Origin of the sequence: Herbaspirillum sp., assembly GCF_017744395.1 — a bacterium.
Taxonomy (GTDB): domain Bacteria; phylum Pseudomonadota; class Gammaproteobacteria; order Burkholderiales; family Burkholderiaceae_D; genus Herbaspirillum.
Genome location: NZ_JAGIBI010000001.1, coordinates 1,074,556 through 1,099,078, shown reverse-complemented (window position 1 = coordinate 1,099,078; position 24,523 = coordinate 1,074,556). Strand labels below are relative to the sequence as shown.

Here is a 24,523-nt window from a genome sequence, read left to right as displayed (position 1 = left end):
CCAACGCCATGAGCAGCCAGACCGAAATCGACATTTGCGCCTCTTCCGAAATCGAGGAGGGCGGCAAGGGGAAGCGCTTTCCGGTCATGGTGCATGGCGACGACACCAGCGGCTTCGTGGTGCGCTACGGCGGGCAGGTGTACGGCTACCTCAACCGTTGCGCGCATGTGCCGGTGGAACTGGACTGGTTCGAAGGCGAATTCTTTGAATCCAGCGGTTTGTATCTCATGTGCGCAACACATGGCGCGGTTTACGCGCCCGATACCGGAAAATGCGAAGGCGGCCCTTGTACCGGCGCGCATTTGCGTAAGATCATGACGGTGGAACGGGATGGCCGGATTTACTGGCGCCCGGACGAGCTGGTCAAGGCTGCCGAGGCATGAGCCTTGGCGAATCCACGAGGGCGCCATAAGCGCCTTTCGTTTTGAGTGAGCATATGAGCGATAACGAATTCGAGAAGTCCCCCCAATCGCCGCCGCAGGCCGGCGCCACCCCCCCGTCCTCCGCCGAGCCGGCGCCGGGCGCCGCGCCCAAGGCGGCGCGCGACGACAAGAAACACGGCGGCTGGGAACGCGATGTGCTGGAGAAGCTGGCGCTGTTCGCGGTCAAGGAGCAGCGCGCGCGGCGCCGCTGGAGTATCTTCTTCCGCATCGTGATCCTGATGGCGATCGTGTTCGGCGTCTGGATGGCCTTCACCTACGGCAAGACCGAGAGCGAACCGGTGGGCACGCATACCGCGCTGGTGGAAATCAAGGGCACCATCGATTCCGAGGGCCAGGGCTCGGCCGGCGTGGTGATCCCGGCGCTGGACAAGGCATTCGCCGCGACCGACTCGGTCGGCGTGATCCTCAAGATCAACAGCCCCGGCGGCAGCCCGGTGCAGGCCGGCATGATCAATGACGAGATTACCCGCCTGCGCAAGGAGTACCCGAAGAAGCCGATCTACGTGGTGGTCGAGGAAATGTGCGCCTCGGGCGGCTATTACATCGCCGCCGCGGCCGACAGCATTTACGTCAACAAGGCCAGCCTGATCGGTTCGGTCGGCGTGCTGATGGACGGGTTCGGTTTTACCGGCCTGATGGACAAGCTGGGCGTCGAGCGTCGCCTGCTGACCGCCGGCGAGAACAAGAGCTTCCTCGATCCGTTCAGCCCGCAAAGCGCCAAGCAGCGTGAATATGCGCAGGCCATGCTGAACGAGATCCACCAGCAGTTCATCGAAGTGGTGCGCCAGGGCCGCGGCACGCGCCTGAAGGAAACGCCCGAGACCTTCTCGGGGCTGGTCTGGACCGGCTCCAAGGCGGTTGAACTGGGCCTGGCCGATGGCTACGGCACGGTCGACAGTGTGGCGCGCGACGTGATCAAGGCCGAGGATGTGGTGGACTACACCCAGACCGAGAACCTCTCCGAGCGCGTGCTGAAGAAGTTCGGCGTGGCGTTCGGCGCCGGTGTCGCCAAGACGCTGATGTCTTCCTCGCTGCCTTCGTTGCGCTGAACGCGACAAGCGGAAAAAAGAAGGCCGGCTGTTATGCAGCCGGCCTTTTTGTTTAACTCACTCGGTTATTTCATTCCGCCAAGAGCAAAAACACCGTCGGCTTCTTATGGAAATCCGGCCCCTTGCCGGCCGCCAGCGCAGCCTTCCATTGCCCGGCCGTTTGCGTGCGCACCGATTCCGTCGGCAAGCTCAGATCGGTCGCCACGCACACCAGGGTATTGCCCTGGCAATGGGTGGACAGCGCTTCCAGCATGGCGGCATTGCGGTAGGGCGTTTCGATCAGCAGTTGCGTCTGCTTCTCCTTGCGCGAGCGGTCTTCCAGCTGGCGGATACGCTTGCCGCGGGCATCGGCATCGGTGGGCAGGTAGCCGTTGAAGGCGAAGCTCTGGCCGTTCAGGCCGCTGGCCATCACCGCCAGCAAGAGCGAAGAAGGACCGACCAGCGGGCGCACCTGGATGCCGCGCTGGTGGGCCAGGCGCACCAGGTTGGCGCCGGGGTCGGCCACCGCCGGCACGCCGGCTTCGGAGATCAGGCCGCCGTCGCGCCCCTCCAGCAACGGCGCCAGCAGCGCGGGCAGGGCGGCGGCGTCGGTGTTGACGTTGAGCTCGGCGATGCCGATTTCCTGGATCGGTTTGGACAAAGGCCGGCTGCTGCCCAGCAGTTTCAGGAAGGCGCGCGTGGTCTTGGCGTTTTCGGCGACGAAGTAATCCAGGCGCGCGGCGACAGCCTGCACCTCGCGCGGGATGATGGCATCCAGCGGGTGCGGCGCGCCGTCTTCGGCGGGTGCTTCGGTCGGGCCGAGAGTGTTGGGAATCAGATAAAGAATGCCCGGCATCGGAGGAAATTGAATAAATTGTATAAAATAATACGAGCGCCGCGATGCGGCGCGCAGGACGACATTCTACAGGCTGCATGCGGCTTTTCGGGCGACCGTCCGGGAAAGATGGCCAGGACGTCGCGTCGTGCGGCGCTTCGGTTGCGCCAGGGTGTCATCAAACTGTCACGCAAGCCGATTATCTTGTCCGGTCGGGCTGCATGAAAGCGTGAAATCGTTTTAAGTATTTTTTGACCTATATGGGTCTGTCTGGAAGGGAATGAATGTTTGCAGCGGTAGATCTCGGTTCCAACAGCTTTCGTCTGCATATCGGCAAATATGAAGACGGCGGCATCCGCGTCATCAAGAGCGCGCGCGATCCTATCCGCCTGGCGGCCGGCATCGACAAGAACGGCAACCTGACCGAACAGGCCTGTAGAACGGCGATCGATTCGCTGACCCGTTTCCGAGCCATCCTGCGCGACTATCCGCTGGATGCGGTGCGCGTGGTGGCGACCAATACCCTGCGCATCGCCAAAAATGCGCATGCGCTGCTGCCCGAGCTGGAGCGCGCCATCGGCTATCCGGTCGAAATCATTTCCGGCGAGGAAGAGGGGCGCCTGATCTACATGGGCGTGACCGGCGTGCTGGCCGAGCCCGAAGAAGAACGCATGGTGATCGATATCGGCGGCGGCTCGACCGAAGTCATCCGCGGCCTGGGCGGGCATATCCGCCATGTCGAATCGTTCGGCATCGGCACCGTCAACCAGAGCCTGGCCTTCTTCCCCGACGGTGCGATCACCGCGGCGGCCTTCGAGCGCGCCATCATCTCCGCGCGTTCCCATGTCGAGGACGCGGTGCACCTGTTCGATTTCGATGGCGGCGTCAATGTCTACGGCTCGTCGGGCACCATGCGGGCGATCGCCGACACCATCGCGCGCAACGGCATGGGCGACGGCCGCGTCACTCTGGATGGCCTGGAAGACCTGATGCAGCGCCTGATCGATTTCGGCCATGTGAGCCGCATCGAACTCGACGGCATGAAACCCGACCGCGCCGGCGTCATCATGGGCGGGCTGGCGGTGCTGATCGGCTTCATGCAGGAGTTCGGCATCGAAGTCGTCACGCCGGTGGAAGCCGGGTTGCGCATGGGCGTGATGTGGGACCTGCAGTTGCGCGCCACCAAGGCCGACCGGCGTGACATGTCGGTGGACGATTTCTCGCGCCGTTTCCATGTCGACGCGGCGCGCGCCCACGGCGTGGCCGATACCGCGCTGGGCTTTTTCCAGTTGCTCAAGCCGGCCACCGACTCCTATGCGCGCTACCTGTACTGGAGCGCCTTGCTGCACGAGGCCGGCCTGGTGGTGTCGCCTACCGGTTACCACAAGCATTCGTCCTACCTGATCGCCAACGCCGACCTGCCGGGCTTCACCACGCGCGAGCAGCGGCTGATGAGCGCGCTGATCCTGGGGCAGAAGGGCAACCTGAAGAAGATCAGCGAGATGCTGTCCGATGTCGATTTCGCCAAATCGGTGCTGGCGCTGCGGCTGGCGGTGATGTTCCGGCATTCGCATATCACGCTCGACCTGGACAAGGTGAAGGTCAAGTTCAAGAACCGGATCGACCTGGAAATCCGGCGCGACTATGTCAAGGATCATCCCAACATCTCCTTCTGGATCCAGAAGGAACAGGAGTGGTGGGCCGGCATCGGCGTCGATTTCTCGCTGAAGGTATTGGCCTGAGCCGAGAGAGCGGCATTCCGCCTTGAACAAAATCCCCCTGCCGGCTCACGACGGCAGGGGGATTTTTTTGGGGGAAGGGCGATTGAATGTTTTAGAACATTGCGCCAGCATCCTGATTTAAATAGTAATGGTTCTTATTTGTGTTATAGTCGCCTTCGGTTTCCGATGCGGGATGGCGCAAGCGCCGCATCAAAGCCCATATACCAATAACCAGGCATCGCACGATGCCATTCGCGGATTGCCTCCCACGCCAAAATGAAGCCCGGATACGCCGCGGCATTCGATCAATTTTTTGCAAAAGGATGGTCCATGTTTTCTCGTCAACTCGTGGTCGGCGCCTTGCTGGCCAGCGCCGCGCTGTCTTCCGTCGCCCAGGAGAAGGTGCTCAACCTCTATTCGGCGCGCCACTATCAGACTGACGAAGCGCTCTACGCCGACTTCACCAAGGCGACCGGCATCAAGATCAACCGCATCGACGGCGACGACGCCGGCATCCTCGCCCGCCTCAAGAGCGAAGGCGCTTCCAGCCCGGCCGACGTGATCTTGCTGGTGGATGCGGCGCGCCTGTGGAAGGCGCAAAGCGACGGCCTGTTCCAGCCGGTCAAGTCCAAGGTGCTGGACGAACGCATCCCGGCCAACCTGCACAGCAAGGAAGGCAACGACGGCGCCCAGTGGTTCGGCTTCTCGACCCGCGCCCGTGTGATCGTCTATAACAAGGCCGGCGTCAAGCCGGAAGATGTGGACACCTACGAGTCGCTGGCCGATCCGAAGAACAAGGGCAAGCTGTGCACCCGCAGCGGTTCGCACCCGTACAACGTCTCGTTGTTCGGCGCCTTGCTGGAACATAACGGCGCCGTCAAGACCGAGGAAATCCTCAAGGGCATGGTCGCCAACCAGGCGCGCCAGCCGGTGGGCGGCGATACCGACCAGATCAAGGCGGTCGGCTCGGGCGAATGCGGCGTGGCCATTTCCAACTCCTATTACGTGGCGCGCCTGCTGCGTTCGACCAAGCCGGAAGACGTGGCGCTGATGGAGAAGGTCGGCATCGTCTGGCCCAACCAGAAGAGCTATGGCGCCCATGTGAACATCGCCGGCGGCGGCGTGGCCAAGCATGCGCCGCACAAGGCCGAGGCGGTGCAGTTCCTGGAATACCTGTCCAGCGACAAGGCGCAGCGCTATTTCGCCGAAGGCAACAACGAATGGCCGGCGGTCAAGAGCGTCAAGACCGAGAATCCGGCTTTGTTGAAGATGGGCACGTTCAAGGCGGAAGTGATCAATGTCGGCGCGGTCGGCGCCAACCAGCAGAAGGTATTGCAGATGCTGGATCGCGTCGGCTACAAGTAATCTCCAGCAACATCTGACACCATGAGGAAGGCCGGCATTAGCCGGCCTTCTTTTTTGGGCTGGCGTTACGCGGCGCGGAACGGATTGCGGTCGTTCAGTTCGTTCATGTAGTCGTCGATGCCGCCGCTTTCGCGCTGCAGGAAGTGTTCCACCGCATCGTAGAAGCCGGGATGCGCCAGCCAGTGCGCCGACCAGGTCTTTTGCGGCAGGAAGCCGCGCGCCATCTTGTGTTCGCCCTGGGCGCCGCCTTCGAACCAGGCGATCTTTTGCTCGATGCAAAACTCCAGCGGCTGGTAATAGGCCGTTTCGAAATGCAGGCAGGGCACATGCTCCAGCGCGCCCCAGTAGCGGCCGTACAGCGTGGTGCTGTCGTACACGGTGAGCGAGGAGGCGATCGGCTGGCCGTCCCGCTGGGCCACGGTCAGGAGCAGGTTATCCGGCATGGCCTGACCGATGCGCAGGAAGAAGTCGAGGTTGAGGTAGGGCGTGGAGTAATGCGCGGCGTAGGTGTGGCGGTAGCAGCGGTTGAAGAAGCGCCAGTGGGTTTCCTCGATTTCCTTGCCGCGCAGGGTGAGAAAGCGCACGCCTTGCTCGGCCACCTTGCGCCGCTCGGCCAGGATGTTCTTGCGTTTCTTGCGGTCCAGCGTGGCGGCGAACTCGTCAAAGTTGGCGTAGCCTTCGTTGTGCCAGTGGAACTGCACCCCGCTGCGCAGCAGGAAGCCGGCATCGGCCAGTGCCTGGGCCTGTTCCGGCGGCGGGTAGAGGATGTGGGTGGACGAGCGTTCTTCGTCCTGCTGCAAGGCTTGCAGCGCCGCCAGTAGCGCCGAGCGCGCCGCCTCGTCGCGCGCCAGCAGGCGGCTGCCGCGCACCGGGGTGAACGGGATGGCCGCCAGCAGCTTGGGATAGTACGCCACGCCATGGCGCTGGTAGGCCTCGGCCCAGGCCCAGTCGAACACGTATTCGCCGTAGGAATGCGATTTCAGGTACAGCGGCAGGGCGGCGGCCAGTTGTTCATCCTGCCAGACGGTCAGGTAATGCGGCTGCCAGCCGGTTTCGGCGCAGGCCGAGCCGCTCTCATGCAGCGCGTGCAGGAAAGCGTAGGACAGGAAGGGAGTGGCTTCATCCTGGACGGCGACCAGGCCATCCCATGCCGGCTGGCCGATCTCGGCCAGAGAAGAAACGATTCGCGTGCGATAATCCATTGACTGCAATTCAGGTAGCGTTGCCTGTTGCTTCGGTTGCCATGGGCGTTTGCCGTGGCAAGACACGAACAGGCATTCTACGCAAAATGGCAAAACGCGTCGCAAGCGCGGCGATCGGATGCCGCAAGATAGCGCACGGTAGCGGAAAAAACGACATGCAAAGCGAATTCTTCAATCTGTACAGCCACGGCTTCGCCCGCGTCGCGGTGGCGGTGCCCCAGTGCAAGGTGGCCGATCCCGGCTACAACGCCGCGCGCACCATCGAGCTGGCCGGGCAGGCCGCCGCCGAAGGGGCGGTGCTGGTCACCTTCCCGGAACTGGGGCTGTCGGCCTATAGCTGCGAAGACCTGTTCCAGCAGCGCGCCTTGCTGGACGCTTCGCTGCAGGCCCTGCAAACGGTGCTGGAAGCGTCGCTGCGGGTGCCGGCCGTGCTGATTGTCGGCATGCCGCTGAAGGTCGACCACCAGTTGTACAACTGCGCCGTGGTGCTGGCCGCCGGCCGCATCCAGGGCGTGGTGCCCAAGAGCTACCTGCCCAATTACAGCGAATTCTACGAAGCGCGCCAGTTCAGCAGCGCCGACTGCGCCGTGACCCGCCGCGTGCACCTGCTGGGGCAGGACGTCGCGTTCGGCAGCCAGTTGCTGTTCGACATTCGCAATATCCCCGACTTCCGCTTCCATATCGAAATCTGCGAAGACGTCTGGGTGCCGATCCCGCCGTCTTCCTTCGCCGCGCTGGCAGGGGCGACGGTGCTGGTGAACCTGTCGGCGTCGAACATCGTCGTCGGTAAGTCCGGCTATCGCTACCAACTGGTCTCGCAGCAATCGGCGCGCTGCATGGCGGCCTACCTGTATTCCTCGGCCGGCAACGGCGAATCGACCACCGACCTGGCCTGGGACGGCCAGGCGCTGATCTATGAGAACGGCGAGCTGCAGGCCGAGTCGGAGCGTTTCTCCGAGCAGGCCCATGTGATCTACGCCGACATCGACCTGGAACGCCTGTCGCGCGAGCGCTTCCACCAGACCACCTTTGGCCAGTCGGTGCGCCGCCATGCGGACGAGGTGCGCAAGTTCGAGGTGGTCGGCTTCGAGATTCAAGTGCCGCAGCAGAAATCGCTGCCGCTCAAGCGCCGCGTGGCGCGTTTCCCCTATGTGCCGGCCAGCCATGCGCAGCGCGACGAGCGCTGCCGCGAGGTCTACAGCATCCAGGTGCAGGCGCTGGTGCAGCGGCTGTCTTCCAGCAACATCAAGAAGGTGGTGATCGGCGTTTCCGGCGGGCTCGACTCGACCCACGCGCTGCTGGTGTGCGCCAAGGCGATGGACAAGCTGGGCCTGCCGCGCACCCATATCCTGGCCTATACCATGCCCGGCTTCGCCACCAGCAGCCGCACGCTGGTGCAGGCGCACAAGCTGATGGAGCAGGTCGGCTGCACGGCGCAGGAAATCGATATCCGCCCCAGCTGCGAACAGATGCTCAAGGACCTGGACCATCCGTATTCGCGCGGCGAGCCGGTGTACGACATCACCTTCGAAAACGTGCAGGCGGGGGAGCGCACCAACCACCTGTTCCGCCTGGCCAACCACAACGGCGCCATCGTGATCGGCACCGGTGACTTGTCCGAGCTGGCGCTGGGCTGGTGCACCTATGGCGTGGGCGACCACATGTCGCACTACAACGTCAACGCCAGCGTGCCCAAGACCCTGATCACCCACCTGGTGCGCTGGGTGGCTGAGTCGGCGGCGCTGGACCTGAAGCATCCTGAAGTGCTGATGCAGATCCTGGAGACCGAGATCAGTCCCGAACTGGTGCCCGGCGCCTCGGCCGGCGAACCCGGCCAGCGCACCCAGGACTTCATCGGCCCCTATGAGCTGCAGGACTTCAACCTCTACTACATCCTGCGTTACGGCTTCACTCCGGCCAAGGTCGCCTTCCTGGCGCATACTGCCTGGAAGGACCGCGAGGCGGGGCACTGGCCCGACGGCCTGCACGGCGCGCACAACGAATACACGCTGGCGCAGATCAAGAAGAACCTTGGCATCTTCCTGTTCCGTTTCTTCAAGACCAGCCAGTTCAAGCGCTCCTGCGTGCCCAACGCGCCCAAGGTCGGCAGCGGCGGCTCGCTCTCGCCGCGCGGCGACTGGCGCGCCCCCAGCGATTCCGAGGCCACGGTCTGGATGGATGGCCTGGCGCAGATACCGGACGCCGAGGCCTGACATCGGTAGCGGCCATGCGGTGCAACATTTATAATTTTTAAGTTCACAATCGATTTTTTAGACATCTCCAGAGAGGAAGTTGCCATGAAGCAAGTGACCGCTGTTATTAAACCGTTCAAGCTGGACGAAGTGCGTGAGTCCCTGGCTGAAGTGGGCGTCACGGGATTGACGGTCACCGAAGTCAAGGGCTTCGGCCGCCAGAAGGGCCATACCGAGCTGTACCGCGGCGCGGAGTACGTGGTGGACTTCCTGCCCAAGGTGAAGATCGAAGTGGTGGTCGACGACGGCGTGGTCGAGCAGGCCGTGGATGCCATCATCAAGGCGGCGCGTACCGGAAAGATCGGCGACGGCAAGATTTTCGTACAGGAAGTCGAGCAGGTGATCCGGATCCGAACTGGCGAAACCGGCGCCGACGCCGTCTGACAAAAACCGGCCGCTGGCCGGTTTTTTCTTGCCTGTCGATTTGAGCTCCATCTCCGGTGTTGCAGCGACATGTCCCAGATTGACACAGGAGTGGAACAGGCTTGCGACACACGGTTCATGTCATGCCGCACCTCGGCAGCGGGCAGGCCCGATGCGAACGGGTTTTGCCGGCGGCAGCCTGCTGTGGGCACCGGCCCGGTGTGCTGGCACGCGGTTTGCCCCATCTCCGGTTGAACCCCAGGTTGGGACACTTGCCGGCGATACCCGATGTACCTGATCCAAACGCTGCAAGCGATTCCATCCGGGTTTCCATTCCGACTAAACCCATGGAGACGACATGAATCTGGCAGACATCAGCAAGCTCGGCGTACGCGACCCCTTCAAGCAACGTTACGACAACTTCATCGGCGGCAAATTCGTGCCGCCGATCAAGGGCGAATACTTCGAGAACATCAGCCCCGTGATCGGACGCGCCTTCTGCGAAGTGGCGCGCTCCAGCGCGGAAGACGTCGAACTGGCGCTGGACGCCGCGCATGCGGCCAAGAAGGCCTGGGGCAAGACATCGCCCGCCGAGCGCGCCAACATGCTGTTGAAGATCGCCGACCGCATGGAGGCCAACCTGGAATTGCTGGCCACGGCCGAGACGATCGACAACGGCAAGCCCATCCGTGAAACCATGGCCGCGGACATCCCGCTGGCGATCGACCATTTCCGCTACTTCGCGGCCGCCGTCCGCACCCAGGAAGGCGGCATCTCGACGATCGACAACGACACCTATGCCTACCACTTCCATGAGCCGCTGGGCGTGGTGGGGCAGATCATTCCCTGGAATTTCCCGATCCTGATGGCGGTGTGGAAGCTGGCGCCGGCGCTGGCGGCGGGCAACTGCGTGGTGCTCAAGCCTGCCGAACAGACCCCGGCCTCGATCATGGTGCTGCTGGAACTGATACAGGACCTGATTCCCCCGGGCGTGCTCAACGTGGTGCAGGGCTTCGGCCTGGAAGCCGGCAAGCCGCTGGCCTCCAGCAAGCGCATCGCCAAGATCGCCTTCACCGGCGAAACCACCACCGGCCGCCTGATCATGCAATACGCGTCGCAAAACCTGATCCCGGTGACCCTGGAGCTGGGCGGCAAGTCGCCCAATATCTTCTTCGCCGATGTGCTGGACAAGGATGACGAGTTCTTCGACAAGGCGCTGGAAGGCTTTGCCATGTTCGCGCTGAACCAGGGTGAGGTCTGCACCTGCCCCTCGCGCGTGCTGGTGCAGGAATCGATCTATGAGCGTTTCATCGAACGGGCCCTGAAGCGGGTGGCGGCCATCAAGCAGGGCAATCCGCTCGACAAGAGCACCATGATCGGCGCGCAGGCGTCGCAGGAACAGCTGGAAAAGATCCTGTCCTACATCGACATCGGCAAGCAGGAGGGCGCCAAGGTGCTGGCCGGCGGCGGGCGCGAAGCGCTGGGCGGCGATCTGGGCGCGGGCTATTACGTCAAGCCGACCGTGTTCGAGGGCAACAACAAGATGCGCATCTTCCAGGAAGAGATCTTCGGCCCGGTGGTTTCGGTGACCACCTTCAAGGACGAAGAAGAGGCGCTGGCGATCGCCAACGACACGCTCTACGGCCTGGGCGCCGGCCTGTGGACGCGCGACGGCACCCGCGCTTTCCGCATGGGACGCGAGATCCAGGCCGGCCGCGTGTGGACCAACTGCTACCACCTGTATCCGGCGCATGCCGCGTTCGGCGGCTACAAGCAGTCCGGCATCGGCCGCGAGAACCACAAGATGATGCTCGACCATTACCAGCAAACCAAGAACCTGCTGGTGAGCTATAGCCCGAAGGCGCTCGGCTTCTTCTGATCGTCCCTCAGGCACTATCGGCACCGGCTCGCCGCAGGGCGGACGGTGCCGTTTTTCTCTAGTGGAGACAGCGATGAAGGCACTGCAACGGGTGATTGCCACCGAGGCGACGCTGGCGCTGCTGCGGCAGTTGAAAGCGCGTCATGGCGAATTGATCTTTTTCCAGTCCGGCGGCTGCTGCGACGGCAGTGCGCCGATGTGCTACCCGGCCGGCGAATTCACGCTCGGCGATACCGATGTGCATCTGGGGGAACTCGATGGCGTGCCGTTCTATATCGGCGCTGAACAGTATGAATACTGGAAGCATACGCAATTGATCATCGACGTGGTCGACGGCAACGGCGGCATGTTCTCGCTGGAGAACGGCAGCGGAAAGCGTTTCCTGACACGTTCGCGGCTGTTTACCGACGACGAATACCAGGCCTTGCAGCAGCACTGATCTCCAGATAGCAGGCGGGCTATCTCAATGCCTGGTCTTGCTTTGCAACGAGGCCGATGGCGTCGTACCGAACAGTTTCTTGTAGTCGCACGAGAATTGGCTGAAGTTGGCAAAGCCCCAGGCTGCCGCGATATCGCCGATAGCTTGTTTCCCATTCCCTTCGCAGAGTGCGCGCCGTACGCCGTTCAGGCGCAGCGAGCGCAGATAGGCCATGGGGCTGATGCCCAACACATCCTCGAAACAGTATTGCAGCGTGCGCCGGCTGACATGCACCGCTTCGCACAGCATGGGGATGGTGACCGGGGTTTCCTGCTGCGCCATCGCGTACGCGCGCGCGTCGTTGACGATGCGGCGCCGGCGCAAGAAGCTGGCGCCGGCCTCGGCTTCGACCTGGCTGACGTCCAGCAGGGCCAGCAGCGATACCAGTACCGCCTCCTGGCGCAGCTGCAGCGCGGCGTTTGCGGTGCTTCCGTGGGCGTCGCCGGCCAGCCGCAGAAGTGCAGCGATCTGCTTGCGGCAATTATCCAGCGCATCGTGCTCGACATTGAGCATCTCGGCATTGCCAATCCGGTTCCAGTCGGTTTCGCATCCCAGGCGCGCGGCCATGGTCTGCAGTACATCGCGCTGCAGGACGATGCCGTAGATATCGTGCAGGTCCGGGGTGACCAGCTCGAATTCGCAACCACCCGGACGCACCATCATGATGTCGGCGCCGACCTGGCGGCCATTGATGCGCATGCCTGCCGGGCGCGTTTCCAGGCCGAACCAGAATGCGTCCGACCATACCCGGCACGATTGGCGGATGGCGCGGCTGGCGCCTTCATGGAAGATCTGCAGGCCGGTGCTGTGCCATTCGTTGAGTACGCCTTCGAAGGCGCCGCAAGTGATCTGGTCGTAGCGCTGCTCCCAATTGGTCAGGTTGCCGGCATGTTCGTCGACGTCGCGCGCATGGACGGTGCGCAACGCCTGTTTTGCGTGCGGCGCCAAGGCGATGGGATGAGTTTCCGCCTGGGAAAATTGATTCTCTGGCATGCCTGTGGCTCCCGGTGATGTGAGGTGGCTGGCGTGGCCGCAGCAAGTTTGCCGAATTTCGATAACGCCGTCCAAATTGCCGTTGCTATATTTTCAGGCAACGGGACAGCTTTTTTTGAGCAAATTTTATGCCCGCCAATTTTTGTCGTTTTCAGCACCAAGAACATATAGCGCGCCAATAGGAGAAATCGATGAATGCAAGCTCATCCGGCCAGGGCCATGTCCTCAAGCCGGTCTTAAGCACCCTGCAATTGTGGGGGATCGCCGTCGGTCTGGTGATCTCGGGCGAATACTTCGGCTGGAGCTATGGCTGGGCCAGCGCCGGTACATTGGGCTTCACCATCACTGCGTTGTTTATCGCGGCGATGTATGCCACCTTTATCTTCAGCTTTACCGAACTGACCACGTCCATTCCCCATGCCGGCGGCCCGTTCGCCTACAGCAAGCGCGCCTTCGGCCCGGTGGGCGGCTATCTCGCCGGCGCCGCCACGCTGATCGAGTTCGTGTTTGCGCCGCCGGCGATTGCCCTGGCCATCGGCGCCTACCTCAACGTGCAGTTTCCTTCCCTCGATCCCAAGCAGGCTGCGTTGTACGCCTACCTGGTGTTCATGGCGCTCAATATCGTCGGCGTGCAGATCGCCGCTACCTTCGAGCTGTGCGTGACGCTGCTGGCGATTTTCGAATTGCTGGTGTTCATGGGCGTGGTTTCGCCGGGCTTTTCACTGTCCAATTTCACCAAGGGCGGATGGGCGGGCAGCGACGCCTTCAGCCTGGCGGCGATACCGGGCATGTTCGCGGCGATCCCGTTCGCGATCTGGTTTTTCCTGGCCATCGAGGGCGTGGCGATGGCGGCTGAAGAAGCCAAGGACCCGAAGCGCTCCATTCCCATCGCCTACATCACCGGCATCCTGACGCTGGTGGTGCTGGCCATCGGCGTGATGCTGTTCGCCGGCGGCGCGGGCGACTGGACCAAGCTGGCCAACATCAACGACCCGCTGCCGCAGGCCATGAGGCTGATCGTGGGCGACAACAGCAACTGGCTGCATATGCTGGTGTGGCTGGGCCTGTTCGGCCTGGTGGCCTCCTTTCATGGGATCATCCTCGGCTACTCGCGGCAGATCTTCGCACTGGCCCGCGAAAACTACCTGCCGGCTTATTTCGCCCGTGTGCATCCGCGCTTCAAGACGCCGCACCGCGCCATTATCGCCGGCGGCGTGGTGGGCATCGCCGCCATCTATAGCGATGAGCTGATCACCATCGGCGGCCAGACGCTGACGGCCAACATCGTCACCATGTCGGTGTTCGGCGCCATCCTGATGTACATCCTGTCGATGTTGAGCCTGTTCAAACTGCGCCGTATCGAAGCCGGCCTGGCACGCCCGTTCCGTGCGCCGATGTACCCGTATTTCCCGGCGTTCGCGCTGTTCGGCGCCTTGGTGTGCATGGCCACGATGATCTACTACAACCCGCTGATCTTCGGCATTTTCGTGGCCTTGCTGGTGCTGGGTTATGCCTGGTTCATGGCAACCGCGCGCCAGCGCGCCGGGAACGCAGTTACGCCTGCAGAGACAGCGCCCGGCCATTGAACGTAAACGTTTTTATGTTTTTCCTGTTGTTACTGTCCAACTCTTCGATGACGAAAATATCATGAACATGAACGACAAGATGAAGCACGCGCCGCAAATGCACGACATTTCCGCTACCGGTACGCGAGGGATCGCGCGTCGCGGTTTCCTGGGCGGCTTGCTGGCGGCTGCCGGCACCGGCCTGGCCGGCGTCGCCGTACCCGGCCATGCCGCTGCGAAGGAGGCCGGCGTTAACCTGGACCGCGCCAAGTGGTCGCCGCGCAACCATGCGCTGATGGCGCGGATGCTGGCCGAGCACGGCAGCATGGCGCCCGGCTACCAATCCGGCAAGCGCCCCTATGCGGTGTTCGACTGGGACAACACCAGCATCATGAACGACTGCGAGGAAGCGCTCCTGATGTACCAGATCAACACGCTTTCCTTCAAGCTCACGCCGGCCGAGTTCGCCGCGATCATCCGCCAGAACGTGCCGCCCGGCCCCTTCAGCAAGGACTTCAAGAATGCCGCCGGCAACGTGGTGGATCTCGACTCGATCTGCGCCGACCTGGATGCCGACTACGCTTTCCTGCATGCCAACTACAAAGGCATGGCCGGCAGCAAGCCGCTGGAGGAAATCACGGCCACGACCGAGTTCCAGGACTTCCGCGCCAAGCTGTACTACCTGTATGAAGCGGTCAACGATACCCATGGCGTCAACGTCGGTTATCCCTGGGTGATCTATTTCTTCGCCAACATGAGCGTGGCCGAAGTCAGCGCGCTGGCCGAGGCATCCAATGACGCCGCCCTGGGCGCGTCGCTGACCAAGGTCAAGTACACCAGTCCGGCCGACCGTCCGGGCAAGGCGGGTGTGGTCAGCGTCAGCCACTTCCACGGTATCCGGCTCTGTACCGAGATCGGCACGATGATGGATGCCTTGCGCAGCAACGGTATCGATGTCTATGTCTGCACCGCTTCGCTGGAAGATGTGGTGGCGGTGTTTGCCACGCATCCCAAGTACGGCTACAACGTGCCGCGCGAGAACATCATCGGCTTGCGCCTGGAACGCAACGGCGAGCGCTATCGCAATGCCTACCTGAAGGACTGGCCGCTGACCTGGGGCCCCGGCAAGACGGTGGCGATCAAGAAAGAGTTGGTGACGAAGAAAGGCTACGGCCCGCTGTTCGTCGCCGGCGACAGCGATGGCGATTACGACATGCTGCGCGATTTTTCGGAGACGCAATATGGGCTGATCGTCAATCGCATGAAGAACGGCAAGATCGGCGAGTTGTCGAAACTGGCGGCCGACCAGATGGCGTCGGTCAAGCCGCGCTTTCTGTTGCAAGGGCGCCAGGAGTCGACCGGCAACTGGCTGCCGGTCGAGACCAGCATCAAGTATGGCAAGACCGCGCCGCAGCTGCTGACCAGTTGAGAAGGAGACGAGCATGCCGCAATACCGGTTCAAGCATAGCGTTGGCGGCGTCAGCTACAGTTTTTGCGACTTGAAGGAACTGATGGCCAAGGCGTCGCCGGCGCGTTCCGGCGACATGCTGGCCGGGGTTGCGGCCACCAGCGCCGAGGAGCGCGCGATGGCCCAGATGGCGTTGGCCGAACTGCCGCTGAAGATCTTCCTGGAAGAAGCGCTGGTGCCGTACGAGGAGGACGAGATCACGCGCCTGATCATCGACACGCACGACCGCGCCGCCTTTGCGCCGATCTCGCACCTGACCGTGGGCGACTTCCGCAACTGGCTGCTGGCCGACGATACCGATAGTGCCGTTCTAGCCGCCGCGGCGCCCGGCATTACGCCGGAGATGGCAGCGGCGGTGTCGAAAATCATGCGCAACCAGGATCTGATCCTTGTCGGCAAGAAATGCCGCGTGGTCAGCGCGTTTCGCAACACCATCGGCTTGCCCGGCCGCCTGTCCACGCGCCTGCAGCCCAACCATCCGACCGACAATGCCAGCGGCATTGCCGCCAGCATGCTCGACGGCCTGCTGTATGGGAGCGGGGATGCCGTGATCGGCATCAACCCCGCCACCGACAACGTGCCGCAGGTGATGAAGCTGGTCGGCATGATGGCCGATGTCATTGCCCGCTACGAGATTCCCACGCAGTCCTGCGTATTGACGCACGTCACCAACACGATTGCGGCGATCGAGCGCGGCGCACCGGTGGATCTGGTGTTCCAGTCCATCGCCGGCACCGAGAGCGCCAACCGGGGCTTCGGCATCGACCTGGCCATCCTGGGCGAGGCGCGCGAGGCGGCGTTGTCGCTCAAGCGCGGCACGGTGGGCGACAATGTCATGTACTTCGAAACCGGCCAGGGCAGCGCGCTTTCGGCCAATGCCCACCACGGCATCGACCAGCAAACCTGCGAGGTGCGCGCCTACGCGGTAGCGCGGCAGTTCAAGCCCTTGCTGGTGAATACGGTGGTCGGTTTCATCGGGCCGGAATATCTTTACGATGGCAAGCAGATCATCCGGGCCGGACTGGAAGACCATTTTTGCGCCAAGCTGCTGGGCCTGCCCATGGGCTGCGACGTCTGCTATACCAACCATGCGGAGGCCGACCAGAACGACATGGATGTGCTGCTCACGCTGCTGGGCGTGGCCGGCTGCACCTTCGTGATGGGTATCCCCGGTTCCGACGACATCATGCTGAACTACCAGACCACCTCCTTCCACGATGCGCTGTATGCGCGCCGTGTGCTGGGTTCGCGCCCGGCGCCGGAATTCGAGGATTGGCTGCATCGGATGCAGATTTTCAACCAGCCCGGCGGCGACGTGGCATTTCGCCTGCATAGAGACATGCCGCCCGGCTTTCACGACACCTTGCTGCGCCTGCATTAATCCATGGAAGAGATCGACAAGCACGACGAACCGGTCACCAACAATCCCTGGGATGCGCTGCGCCGTTTCACCGAGGCCCGCATCGCGCTGGGGCGCGCCGGCGTCAGCCTGCCCACGCAGCCTCAACTGGCTTTTCAGCTGGCGCATGCGCAGGCGCGCGATGCAGTGCACCTAGCCCTTGATGCGCAGGAGCTCAGGACGCAGCTGGAGGCTTGCGACATCTGCCGGGCCGACGAGGTGCAGGAGGTGCACAGCGCCGCCTCGAACCGGCTGCTCTATCTGCAACGTCCCGACCTGGGGCGCCAGCTGTCCGGGCAGTCGCGGCAGTATCTGCAGGAACGTTTCGATACGGCAGCCGGGCGCGCTTACGACGTGGCGCTGGTGATCGCCGACGGCCTGTCGTCGCTGGCCATCGCCAGGAACGCGGCGCCTTTCCTGGCCGAATTGAAACGCCGCATCGCGCCGGAAGGATGGAAGCTGGCGCCGCCGGTCATCGTGCACCAGGGGCGGGTGGCGGTCGCCGATGAAGTGGGCGAATTGCTGGGCGCGAAGCTGGTGGTGATCCTGATTGGCGAGCGGCCGGGCCTGAGCTCTCCTGACAGCATGGGGTTGTACCTGACCTGGATGCCCGCGCGGGGATTGACCGATGCCAGCCGCAACTGCATCTCCAATGTGCGCCCGGCAGGCTTGTCGTATGCCGAGGCGGCCTACAAGCTGCACTACCTGATGGCAGAGGCGCATCGGCGCGGATTGTCGGGGGTGGCGCTGAAGGATGAGACGGTGGGCGAGAGCGAAGGGCTGGATGGCAGCAGGAATTTCTTATTGGGAAACGATTAAGAAGAAAGCGCATGCCAAGCGCTTCCCATGCCGGGAAGCGGGCTGGCCGCAACGAACCAGGCTGAAATGCCTTCTAGTCGCCGTGTGCCTTGAGACGGCGGTAGATGGTATTGCGTGAAATGCCCAGCGCCTTCGAGGCGGCGCTGACATTGCCGCCATGTGCGCGCAGCGCGCGTTCGATGGCGTCCCATTCGCTGTCTTGCATCGACAGCGACGCGCAGGGCTTGTCCGGCAAGGGCAACGCCGTGCCGGCGGCGTCATCCTCATCCAGAAAATCATCCGGCAGATGGCGCAAGCCTATGCGTTCTTCTCCGGCCGCCATGGCCAGCGCGGTGCGGATCAGGTTGGCCAACTGGCGCAGGTTGCCGGGCCAGCGATTGGACAGCAGCCGGCTGCGCACCTGTTCGTCGAAGCGGGGCGCCTGCGGGCCGCCTTCATGCCGCAGGATCATTTCCGCCAGTTGCGCCAGGTCGCTGCGTTCGCGCAATGGCGGCAGCTTCACCTGCAAGCCGTTGATGCGGTAGTAGAGATCCTCGCGGAACGCATGGCGCGCCACCATCTCGCGCAGCGGCTGGTGGGTGGCGCATACCAGTGCGAAGTTCACCGGAACCACGCGGCTGCCGCCCAGCGGCGCGACCGCGCGTTCCTGCAGCACGCGCAGCAGGCGCGCCTGCAATGCCAGCGGCATGTCGCCGATTTCATCCAGGAACAGCGTGCCGCCATGCGCTTGGGCGATCTTGCCCAGCGCGCCCTTGCGCCGCGCGCCGGTGAAGGCGCCGTCTTCATAGCCGAACAGTTCGGCTTCGATCAGGTTTTCCGGAATCGCGGAACAGTTCAGCGCGACGAAGGGCGCCGTCGCGCCGCGCACGCTTTCCCGATGGATGGCCTGTGCCAGCCATTCCTTGCCGGTGCCGGTCTCGCCGGTGATCAGGATGGGGATGTCGCGGTCGATTACCTTGCGCAGCTTGGCGATGACGGCCGCCATCCTTTCGTCCCCGGTATCGAGCATCTGCAAGTCGGGGAGGGCCGGGAGGGCCGTGCCGCGGCCGGCAGGTGTTGCCGGTACGGAGGCGGGCGCATCGATGGCCGCCTCGCGCGTGTTTTGGAAGTGCTGTTCGCGCAGCCGCAACTCGGCGCGCGCATGGATCTGGATGCCGCTGTGCAGGTACAAGGCCATCAGCCCCGGCGCTGCCTTGCGGTAGTGGTCGAACAGCATCGACACCGGCACGCCGAACAGCGAACTGAAGGTATGCGATTGCAATGCGCCCAGCGGCAGGCCGAGCTGGAACAGTGCGCTGCGATTGGCGGCCAGGAAGCGCCCGCCCGGCGTGAAGTTGACGATACCCTCGACCAGCGTGCCGACGAATTCCGGCCGGCTGTGGAAGTGCAGGGTGATGCCATCGGGGAAGCTGCCGGCCTGCAGGTGGTTCTCTATCATCTGCGCCGACATCCGCACCAGCGCCATGGTGTGCTTGTGGAAGCTGCCGCATTCGCCGGAAACGTCCAGCACGCCCAGCACCTTGCCCAGATGGTCGAAGATGGGCGCGGCCGAGCAGGTCAGGAAACGATTGGCGTCGAGATAGTGTTCCTGCGCATGCACGGTGGTCGGCTTCTGTTCGAACAGGGCGGTGCCGATGGCATTGGTGCCGCGCAACTGTTCCGACCAGCAGCCGCCGGCGCCCAGCGCCACACGGTCGGCCTTGGCCAGGAAGTCGTTGTCGCCCAGCGTATGCAGGATGGTGCCGCTGGCGTCCGACAGGATCACCATGCTGTGGGTGTTGCGGATCTGGTCGTAGAGCGTTTCCATCACCGGCCGCGCATGGCCGAACAGCGCATGGTTGGACTCCAGCGTCAGCGCCAGGTCGGGGTGCGAGAGCGTATCCAGGTCGGGGCGCTGCCGACGGGTGATGCCATAGGAAGAACTGCGCTGGTGCGAACGTTCGATGGCCTGCAGGTCGAGCAGCCTGCTGTCGGCTTCGGATTGAAGCGCAGGCGCATTGCCCATGCCGGCATCCGGCCGGCCTGCCAAGTGTTGCATCGTTGTCTCCTTTGGGGCGCAAGTTTTTTCTTTCCCCCCTTGTTTGATTTTTTTTGTAATTTCAGAAGCAAGGTGGTCCGAGCATAACCGATTAATCGGCGCCAGTCTTGCTCTTGCGCGGCGATATTGCCGTACCGGAAAAGGAGAATTGAAACAGGATTTGCAGGCGGGAAAATCAGGGAGGGGCGGGGAGGGCGCGTTGTATATCAACGAGTCAATTCCGGCCATTGCGGCCCATGGCCGGCTTGCTGCAAGGAAAATTGAAACAAGGCTTGCATGAGGGCGAAGCAAACGGCAAAATACTGTATATAAATACAGTATTTTGCCGTGGGAGATGCAAAGATCAGGGATGTGCCCTGGATCTCAGTTCTTTTCCGGCATGGCCGATGAGTGGTGGCTGGAGATCAGCCACTGCCTGCCATTCCATTTGTAGGTGAAGGTGTAGCGTGCCTTCACTTCCGAACCGTCCGCGAACTTGAACGTGTACAGGCCGACGTCGATTGCGCTATTGCAGTCGATTTCGATGGAGCGGCTGTCGATGCTTCCCACGGGCTTACGCTCGAGGAAGTGCTCGAAATAGTCTTCCTTCGCTTCCGCGGTCAGGCGCGGCTTGTTGGAAACCGTGGGCAGCAGGACCGATTTTTTCGCATAGTTGGCGACGACCTTTTTCGGATCGCCCGTTTGCAGCGATGCGTTCCAGCGGTCGAACAGGGATGCGATCTGCTTCTCGGAAGCGGCATGGCAAACCTCGGACTTGGCATAGGCGGTCGTCGTCGCGGCCAGCGCAAGGGCGGCCAGCGAGGCAGAGCGTAACAGGCGCATGAGAACTCTCCAGAAAAAGGAGGCGGATTGTGCGGGAGAAATGAGCATCGGCCCCCCTCCCGGGCCGGATGGCATCCCGTTTTTCCTTGAAAACGGAATCCCACGATAGCATCGGTCGAGCTGAATCAATATCGATAGATAGACGGTATTTTGTGTTCTTACCATGTCCAGATTCCCCAAATTTCCGGAAGGCATTGCCGCACCGTTCCCGGCGCAGCCCAAACCGCCTGCCGACGATGACCCGACCCTGACGCCGGAGTCCTACCTCCATCCTGCCCAGGTCGCCCGCAAGGGGCGCGGGGCGGTGACCAACCTGCGCGGGCGCTACGAGTCGGTCAGCCGGGAAGCGTTCGACGACGGCTGGCAAGCGATGATGCCGGTCGATCCGGACGATGACGAGGATGAAGCGCCTCCCCTGAAAACCATCGTCACCGAAGAAACGGCGAAGTCCATCCTCAGCCGCAACAGTTCACCCGACCTGCCGTTCAGCCTGTCGCTCAATCCTTATCGCGGTTGCGAACACGGTTGCATCTATTGTTTCGCGCGGCCGTCGCACAGCTATCTCGGCCTGTCGCCGGGGCTGGATTTCGAAAGCCGCCTGTTCGCCAAGACCAACGCGCCGGAACTGCTGCTGCGCGAGCTGGCGCGCCCCTCCTACGTGCCCGACACCATCACGGTAGGCATCAATACCGACGCCTACCAGCCGATCGAGCGGGAACTGCAATTGACGCGGCGCGTGCTGCAGGTGCTGCATGACTGCGGCAATCCGGTGGCGCTGATCACCAAGTCATCGCTGATCGAGCGCGACATCGACCTGCTGGCTGCGATGGCGGCCAGGCGCCAGGCGATCGCCGCCGTCACCATTACCACGCTGGACCCGGCCATCGCGCGCACGCTGGAGCCGCGGGCGGCCAGTCCCATGCGGCGCCTGCGGGTGATCAGGACGCTGGCCGAGGCGGGGATTCCGGTCAGCGTCTCCATCGCGCCGGTGATCCCGTTCATCACCGAACCGGACCTGGAGCGTGTGATGGAAGCCGCCATCGAGGCCGGGGCGGGGCAGGCCGGCTACATCGTGCTGCGCCTGCCGTGGGAAGTGAGCCCGCTGTTCCGGCAATGGCTGCAGGCGCACTTCCCGGATCGCGCCGCGCGCGTGATGAACCGCATCCAGGACATGCGCGGCGGCAAGGACTACGACGCCGATTTCGCCACCCGCATGCGCGGCACCGGCGCCTGGGCCGACTTGCTGCGGCAGCGCTTCGAAAAGGCCAGCCGGCGACTGGGCATTACGCACAGGAACCGCGCCTTCGGCACGCTCGACGCCAGCCAGTTCCGGCGGCCGCTGGTGGCGCCGACGGCACGGCAGCAGGCCAGGAACAATGTCGGGCAGCTCGACCTGTTCTGAAGCGCAGGCAATGCCAGGGGATGCGGGAGGCGCTGCTGTTACACTGCGCGCTTTGCGTTTCCCGACATTTGCATGCATACCCTGGAACAATTGCGCAGCGGCCAACTGGCCGGTGTTACCCGCCTATCGCTGTCCTGCGGCCTGCGCGAATTCCCGCGCGAGATTTTCACGCTGGCCGACACGCTGGAAATCCTCGACTTGAGCGGCAATCAACTGAGCGCGTTGCCGGACGACCTGCCGCGACTGCAGCGGCTGCGCATCGTGTTCTGCTCCGACAATGCCTTCACCGAATTGCCGGCCGTGCTGGGCCGTTGCGCGAAGCTGGAAATGATCGGGTTCAAGGCCAACCGCATCGCGCGCGTGCCTGAAGAATCCTTGCCCGCCACATTGCGCTGGCTGGTGCTGACCGACAACCGCATCGAACACCTGCCGGCATCGATAGGCCGCTGCGCGCCGCTGCAAAAGCTGATGCTGGCCGGGAACCGCTTGCGTTCACTGCCGCCGGAGCTGGCGCATTGCCGCAACCTGGAACTGTTGCGGCTGGCGGCCAACGCGCTGGAAGTATTCCCTGCATGGCTGGTGGCATTGCCGCGGCTGAGTTGGCTGGCCTTTGCGGGAAACCCGTTCTGCCATGCGCATGAAGTACAGGCCGACCGCGAAGTTGCGGTTCCGGTGATTGCATGGCATGAATTGTCTTTGGTGCGCAAGCTGGGTGAGGGCGCTTCCGGTGTGATCCACGAAGCGCGCTGGCGCGGCGCGGATGGGGAGCGCGCGGTGGCGGTCAAATTATTCAAGGGTGCGGTCACCAGCGACGGCTTGCCGGAACGCGAGATGGCCGCTTGCATCGCTGCCGGCAGCCATGAAGGATTGATTCCGGTGCTGGGACGATTGGCCGGCCATCCAGATGACATTCACGGCCTGGTGATGCCGTTGATCGATCCGGCCTTCGCCAATCTGGCCGGACCGCCCAGCCTGCAGTCCTGCACCCGCGACGTCTACACCGCCGATGCCGCCTTCACGTGGCCGCACGCGCTGGGCATCGCCCACGATATCGCCACCGCTGCCGCCCATCTGCACCGTCGCGGCATCATGCACGGCGACCTGTACGCCCACAACATCCTGCATCGCGCACCGGGATTGGCCTTGCTGGGGGATTTCGGCGCGGCTTCGATGTATGGCCCGGAGGCGCCGTACGCCGCAGCGTTGCAGGCGATGGAAGTGCGCGCCTTCGGTTGCTTGCTGGAAGAATTGCTGGCGCATTGCGCGCCGGGAGAGGGGGCGGTGCAATTGGCTGCGCTGCGCGATGCCTGCCTGTCGCCCGAGCCGGAAGCACGTCCGGGCTTCGATCATATCGAGCGTACGCTCGACGGCATCAGGGAAGGGATCAGCCCGAAACGCGTTCGCTCGATTTAAGCAACACCACCAGCGCTCCGGCGCCGCCATCGGCCGCGCGGGCCTGGCAGAAGGCCATCACTTCATCCTTTTGCGCCAGCCAGTTGCGCACCTTGTGCTTCAGCACCGGCTCCTTGTTGACCGAACCCAGGCCCTTGCCGTGGATCACGCGCACGCAGCGCAGGCCGCGCCTCCTGGACTGGCGCAGGAATTCGCCCAGCGCTTCGCGCGCCTGGTCGCGCCGGTAGCCGTGCAGGTCGAGCTGGGCCTGGATCACCCAGTTGCCGCGCCGCAGCTTGCTCAGCACGTCGGGGCCCACGCCGGGGCGGGCGAAGCTGAGGTTCTCGTCGCTGTCCATCAGGGTGTCGACGGTGAATTCGTCGGACAGCGATTCCAGCAGCGCCGCCTGTTCGTCGGCGAGATGCTGGCGCGGAATGGGCGGCGGCAAGTCCGGCAAGTGGTGCGCCTTGTCGGTGGCCTTGGTGCGCAGCGGCGCCACCTGGCCGATGCTGTTGCGGAAGATATCGGTCTCTTCCCTGAGTTTGGCCTCGTTGCGCAGGCGTTCGGCCTGCGCCTCGGCGCGCGCCTGTTCTTCGGCCTGCAATTGCTTGCGCAGCCCCTTGAGTGCGGAAAAATCCTTGATTGTCGCCATGATGCGGCCCGGTGAAACATCCCAACGGACTACTTTATCAGAACCCCGGCCGTAGTTCAGCCGCAGGTCAGCTGGATGATGACCTTGCCGGCATCGGTGTGGATGTTCAGGCGCCTGGGGTTGTATTCCATGGTGGCCACGCTGTCCGGAAGCAGCGTGCGGACATCGGAGGAGCCCGATTCCTTCATGGCCTTGCGCTCGATATAGCCGCTGACATTCTGGCCGATCAGGTAGTCGACCTTGCTGGCGTCGCAACCGGCGCTGCTGTCGGCTTCATGGGGTTTCGTTTCCTGGGAGGTGTTGCAGGCGGCCAGCAGGATGATCGCGGCAAGAGCCGGAAGCAGGGCGAGGCGGGAAGTGGTCATGGCGCAACTCCGGAGAAATGAAAAACAAAGCCGGTGGAAGCG

21 protein-coding genes are annotated in these 24,523 nt (G+C 63.2%); 14 read left to right on the top strand and 7 right to left on the bottom strand.

Going from position 1 to position 24,523, the window contains the following annotated elements; translation table 11 throughout:
* Positions 1-8: 8 nt before the first annotated feature.
* Together J7548_RS04985 and J7548_RS04980 are read left to right on the top strand one after the other, a co-directional pair.
* Positions 9-383 carry a Rieske (2Fe-2S) protein gene (locus tag J7548_RS04985; protein ID WP_290971168.1) on the top strand — a complete coding sequence of 125 codons (375 nt, stop codon included), beginning with the start codon at positions 9-11 and terminating at the stop codon, positions 381-383.
* A gap of 53 nt (positions 384-436) precedes the next feature.
* Positions 437-1,492, top strand: coding sequence for a S49 family peptidase (locus J7548_RS04980; RefSeq protein WP_290971167.1), 1,056 nt, complete (start codon positions 437-439; stop codon positions 1,490-1,492).
* A 70-nt stretch (positions 1,493-1,562) separates the two neighbouring features.
* Here the strand turns inward: J7548_RS04980 and J7548_RS04975 are convergent, their stop codons facing one another.
* Complete coding sequence (locus J7548_RS04975) at positions 1,563-2,327, bottom strand: SAM-dependent methyltransferase (protein ID WP_290971164.1); 765 nt, start codon at positions 2,325-2,327, stop codon at positions 1,563-1,565.
* Between the two features lie 263 nt (positions 2,328-2,590).
* Here J7548_RS04975 and J7548_RS04970 point away from each other — a divergent pair, with 263 nt between their 5' ends.
* Together J7548_RS04970 and J7548_RS04965 are read left to right on the top strand one after the other, a co-directional pair.
* Entirely contained in the window at positions 2,591-4,048 is a 1,458-nt protein-coding gene (locus tag J7548_RS04970) for a Ppx/GppA phosphatase family protein (protein ID WP_290971162.1), read from the top strand.
* A gap of 309 nt (positions 4,049-4,357) precedes the next feature.
* Positions 4,358-5,392 carry an extracellular solute-binding protein gene (locus tag J7548_RS04965; protein ID WP_290971160.1) on the top strand — a complete coding sequence of 345 codons (1,035 nt, stop codon included), beginning with the start codon at positions 4,358-4,360 and terminating at the stop codon, positions 5,390-5,392.
* Between the two features lie 65 nt (positions 5,393-5,457).
* Here the strand turns inward: J7548_RS04965 and J7548_RS04960 are convergent, their stop codons facing one another.
* The gene (locus J7548_RS04960) at positions 5,458-6,594 is read right to left on the bottom strand and encodes a GNAT family N-acetyltransferase (protein ID WP_290971157.1); all 1,137 of its coding nucleotides are present in this window, start codon (positions 6,592-6,594) and stop codon (positions 5,458-5,460) included.
* 155 nt (positions 6,595-6,749) lie between these two features.
* Here J7548_RS04960 and J7548_RS04955 point away from each other — a divergent pair, with 155 nt between their 5' ends.
* From J7548_RS04955 to J7548_RS04940, 4 genes are all read left to right on the top strand, one after another.
* The gene (locus J7548_RS04955; RefSeq protein ID WP_290971154.1) at positions 6,750-8,807 is read left to right on the top strand and encodes an NAD(+) synthase; all 2,058 of its coding nucleotides are present in this window, start codon (positions 6,750-6,752) and stop codon (positions 8,805-8,807) included.
* A gap of 84 nt (positions 8,808-8,891) precedes the next feature.
* Positions 8,892-9,230 carry a P-II family nitrogen regulator gene (locus J7548_RS04950; RefSeq protein WP_290971153.1) on the top strand — a complete coding sequence of 113 codons (339 nt, stop codon included), beginning with the start codon at positions 8,892-8,894 and terminating at the stop codon, positions 9,228-9,230.
* Positions 9,231-9,567: 337 nt separating this feature from the next.
* Positions 9,568-11,088: an aldehyde dehydrogenase gene (adh, locus tag J7548_RS04945; protein ID WP_290971150.1), complete on the top strand. Its 1,521-nt coding sequence runs from the start codon at positions 9,568-9,570 to the stop codon at positions 11,086-11,088.
* A 73-nt stretch (positions 11,089-11,161) separates the two neighbouring features.
* Positions 11,162-11,527 carry a DUF779 domain-containing protein gene (locus tag J7548_RS04940; protein ID WP_290971147.1) on the top strand — a complete coding sequence of 122 codons (366 nt, stop codon included), beginning with the start codon at positions 11,162-11,164 and terminating at the stop codon, positions 11,525-11,527.
* 24 nt (positions 11,528-11,551) lie between these two features.
* Here J7548_RS04940 and J7548_RS04935 read toward each other — a convergent pair whose 3' ends face one another.
* Positions 11,552-12,559 (bottom strand): helix-turn-helix domain-containing protein, encoded by a 1,008-nt coding sequence (locus J7548_RS04935; protein WP_290971144.1) that lies wholly within the window; start codon positions 12,557-12,559, stop codon positions 11,552-11,554.
* A 191-nt stretch (positions 12,560-12,750) separates the two neighbouring features.
* Between J7548_RS04935 and eat the strand changes: the two genes are divergently transcribed.
* The 4 genes from eat to eutC all read left to right on the top strand — a co-directional run bounded on the left by eat (position 12,751) and on the right by eutC (position 17,810).
* The gene (gene eat, locus J7548_RS04930; protein ID WP_290971141.1) at positions 12,751-14,145 is read left to right on the top strand and encodes an ethanolamine permease; all 1,395 of its coding nucleotides are present in this window, start codon (positions 12,751-12,753) and stop codon (positions 14,143-14,145) included.
* A gap of 67 nt (positions 14,146-14,212) precedes the next feature.
* A complete protein-coding gene (locus tag J7548_RS04925; RefSeq protein ID WP_290971623.1) occupies positions 14,213-15,553 on the top strand; it encodes an HAD family hydrolase in 1,341 nt (446 codons plus the stop codon).
* A gap of 13 nt (positions 15,554-15,566) precedes the next feature.
* The gene (locus J7548_RS04920) at positions 15,567-16,973 is read left to right on the top strand and encodes an ethanolamine ammonia-lyase subunit EutB (protein ID WP_290971138.1); all 1,407 of its coding nucleotides are present in this window, start codon (positions 15,567-15,569) and stop codon (positions 16,971-16,973) included.
* Positions 16,974-16,976: 3 nt separating this feature from the next.
* Positions 16,977-17,810, top strand: a complete 834-nt coding sequence (gene eutC, locus J7548_RS04915) for an ethanolamine ammonia-lyase subunit EutC (RefSeq protein WP_290971135.1) — start codon at positions 16,977-16,979, stop codon at positions 17,808-17,810.
* Positions 17,811-17,883: 73 nt separating this feature from the next.
* Here the strand turns inward: eutC and J7548_RS04910 are convergent, their stop codons facing one another.
* Both J7548_RS04910 and J7548_RS04905 read right to left on the bottom strand, forming a co-directional pair.
* Positions 17,884-19,848 carry a sigma-54-dependent Fis family transcriptional regulator gene (locus J7548_RS04910; protein WP_290971132.1) on the bottom strand — a complete coding sequence of 655 codons (1,965 nt, stop codon included), beginning with the start codon at positions 19,846-19,848 and terminating at the stop codon, positions 17,884-17,886.
* A 363-nt stretch (positions 19,849-20,211) separates the two neighbouring features.
* On the bottom strand, positions 20,212-20,670 hold the full coding sequence (locus tag J7548_RS04905) for an SgcJ/EcaC family oxidoreductase (protein WP_290971129.1): 459 nt from the start codon (positions 20,668-20,670) through the stop codon (positions 20,212-20,214).
* A 163-nt stretch (positions 20,671-20,833) separates the two neighbouring features.
* Between J7548_RS04905 and J7548_RS04900 the strand changes: the two genes are divergently transcribed.
* Together J7548_RS04900 and J7548_RS04895 are read left to right on the top strand one after the other, a co-directional pair.
* A complete protein-coding gene (locus tag J7548_RS04900) occupies positions 20,834-22,072 on the top strand; it encodes a PA0069 family radical SAM protein (RefSeq protein WP_290971126.1) in 1,239 nt (412 codons plus the stop codon).
* Between the two features lie 72 nt (positions 22,073-22,144).
* Complete coding sequence (locus J7548_RS04895; protein WP_290971123.1) at positions 22,145-23,485, top strand: leucine-rich repeat-containing protein kinase family protein; 1,341 nt, start codon at positions 22,145-22,147, stop codon at positions 23,483-23,485.
* Here J7548_RS04895 and J7548_RS04890 read toward each other — a convergent pair.
* Positions 23,457-24,116, bottom strand: a complete 660-nt coding sequence (locus J7548_RS04890; protein ID WP_290971120.1) for a Smr/MutS family protein — start codon at positions 24,114-24,116, stop codon at positions 23,457-23,459. The genes J7548_RS04895 and J7548_RS04890 overlap by 29 nt on opposite strands.
* A 56-nt stretch (positions 24,117-24,172) precedes the next feature.
* Positions 24,173-24,481 (bottom strand): I78 family peptidase inhibitor, encoded by a 309-nt coding sequence (locus J7548_RS04885; protein WP_290971118.1) that lies wholly within the window; start codon positions 24,479-24,481, stop codon positions 24,173-24,175.
* Between the last annotated feature and the right edge of the window lie 42 nt (positions 24,482-24,523).

Coding starts and splice junctions, on each gene's coding strand:
- J7548_RS04905 (WP_290971129.1), bottom strand. CDS start 20,670: ATGCGCCTGTTACGCTCTGCCTCGCTGGCCGCCCTTGCGCTGGCCGCG.
- J7548_RS04885 (WP_290971118.1), bottom strand. CDS start 24,481: ATGACCACTTCCCGCCTCGCCCTGCTTCCGGCTCTTGCCGCGATCATC.
- J7548_RS04935 (WP_290971144.1), bottom strand. CDS start 12,559: ATGCCAGAGAATCAATTTTCCCAGGCGGAAACTCATCCCATCGCCTTG.
- J7548_RS04975 (WP_290971164.1), bottom strand. CDS start 2,327: ATGCCGGGCATTCTTTATCTGATTCCCAACACTCTCGGCCCGACCGAA.
- J7548_RS04960 (WP_290971157.1), bottom strand. CDS start 6,594: ATGGATTATCGCACGCGAATCGTTTCTTCTCTGGCCGAGATCGGCCAG.
- J7548_RS04955 (WP_290971154.1), top strand. CDS start 6,750: ATGCAAAGCGAATTCTTCAATCTGTACAGCCACGGCTTCGCCCGCGTC.
- J7548_RS04950 (WP_290971153.1), top strand. CDS start 8,892: ATGAAGCAAGTGACCGCTGTTATTAAACCGTTCAAGCTGGACGAAGTG.
- J7548_RS04900 (WP_290971126.1), top strand. CDS start 20,834: ATGTCCAGATTCCCCAAATTTCCGGAAGGCATTGCCGCACCGTTCCCG.
- J7548_RS04940 (WP_290971147.1), top strand. CDS start 11,162: ATGAAGGCACTGCAACGGGTGATTGCCACCGAGGCGACGCTGGCGCTG.
- adh (WP_290971150.1), top strand. CDS start 9,568: ATGAATCTGGCAGACATCAGCAAGCTCGGCGTACGCGACCCCTTCAAG.
- J7548_RS04895 (WP_290971123.1), top strand. CDS start 22,145: ATGCATACCCTGGAACAATTGCGCAGCGGCCAACTGGCCGGTGTTACC.
- J7548_RS04980 (WP_290971167.1), top strand. CDS start 437: ATGAGCGATAACGAATTCGAGAAGTCCCCCCAATCGCCGCCGCAGGCC.
- J7548_RS04970 (WP_290971162.1), top strand. CDS start 2,591: ATGTTTGCAGCGGTAGATCTCGGTTCCAACAGCTTTCGTCTGCATATC.
- J7548_RS04965 (WP_290971160.1), top strand. CDS start 4,358: ATGTTTTCTCGTCAACTCGTGGTCGGCGCCTTGCTGGCCAGCGCCGCG.
- J7548_RS04890 (WP_290971120.1), bottom strand. CDS start 24,116: ATGGCGACAATCAAGGATTTTTCCGCACTCAAGGGGCTGCGCAAGCAA.
- J7548_RS04985 (WP_290971168.1), top strand. CDS start 9: ATGAGCAGCCAGACCGAAATCGACATTTGCGCCTCTTCCGAAATCGAG.
- J7548_RS04910 (WP_290971132.1), bottom strand. CDS start 19,848: ATGCAACACTTGGCAGGCCGGCCGGATGCCGGCATGGGCAATGCGCCT.
- J7548_RS04920 (WP_290971138.1), top strand. CDS start 15,567: ATGCCGCAATACCGGTTCAAGCATAGCGTTGGCGGCGTCAGCTACAGT.
- eutC (WP_290971135.1), top strand. CDS start 16,977: ATGGAAGAGATCGACAAGCACGACGAACCGGTCACCAACAATCCCTGG.
- J7548_RS04925 (WP_290971623.1), top strand. CDS start 14,213: ATGAACGACAAGATGAAGCACGCGCCGCAAATGCACGACATTTCCGCT.
- eat (WP_290971141.1), top strand. CDS start 12,751: ATGAATGCAAGCTCATCCGGCCAGGGCCATGTCCTCAAGCCGGTCTTA.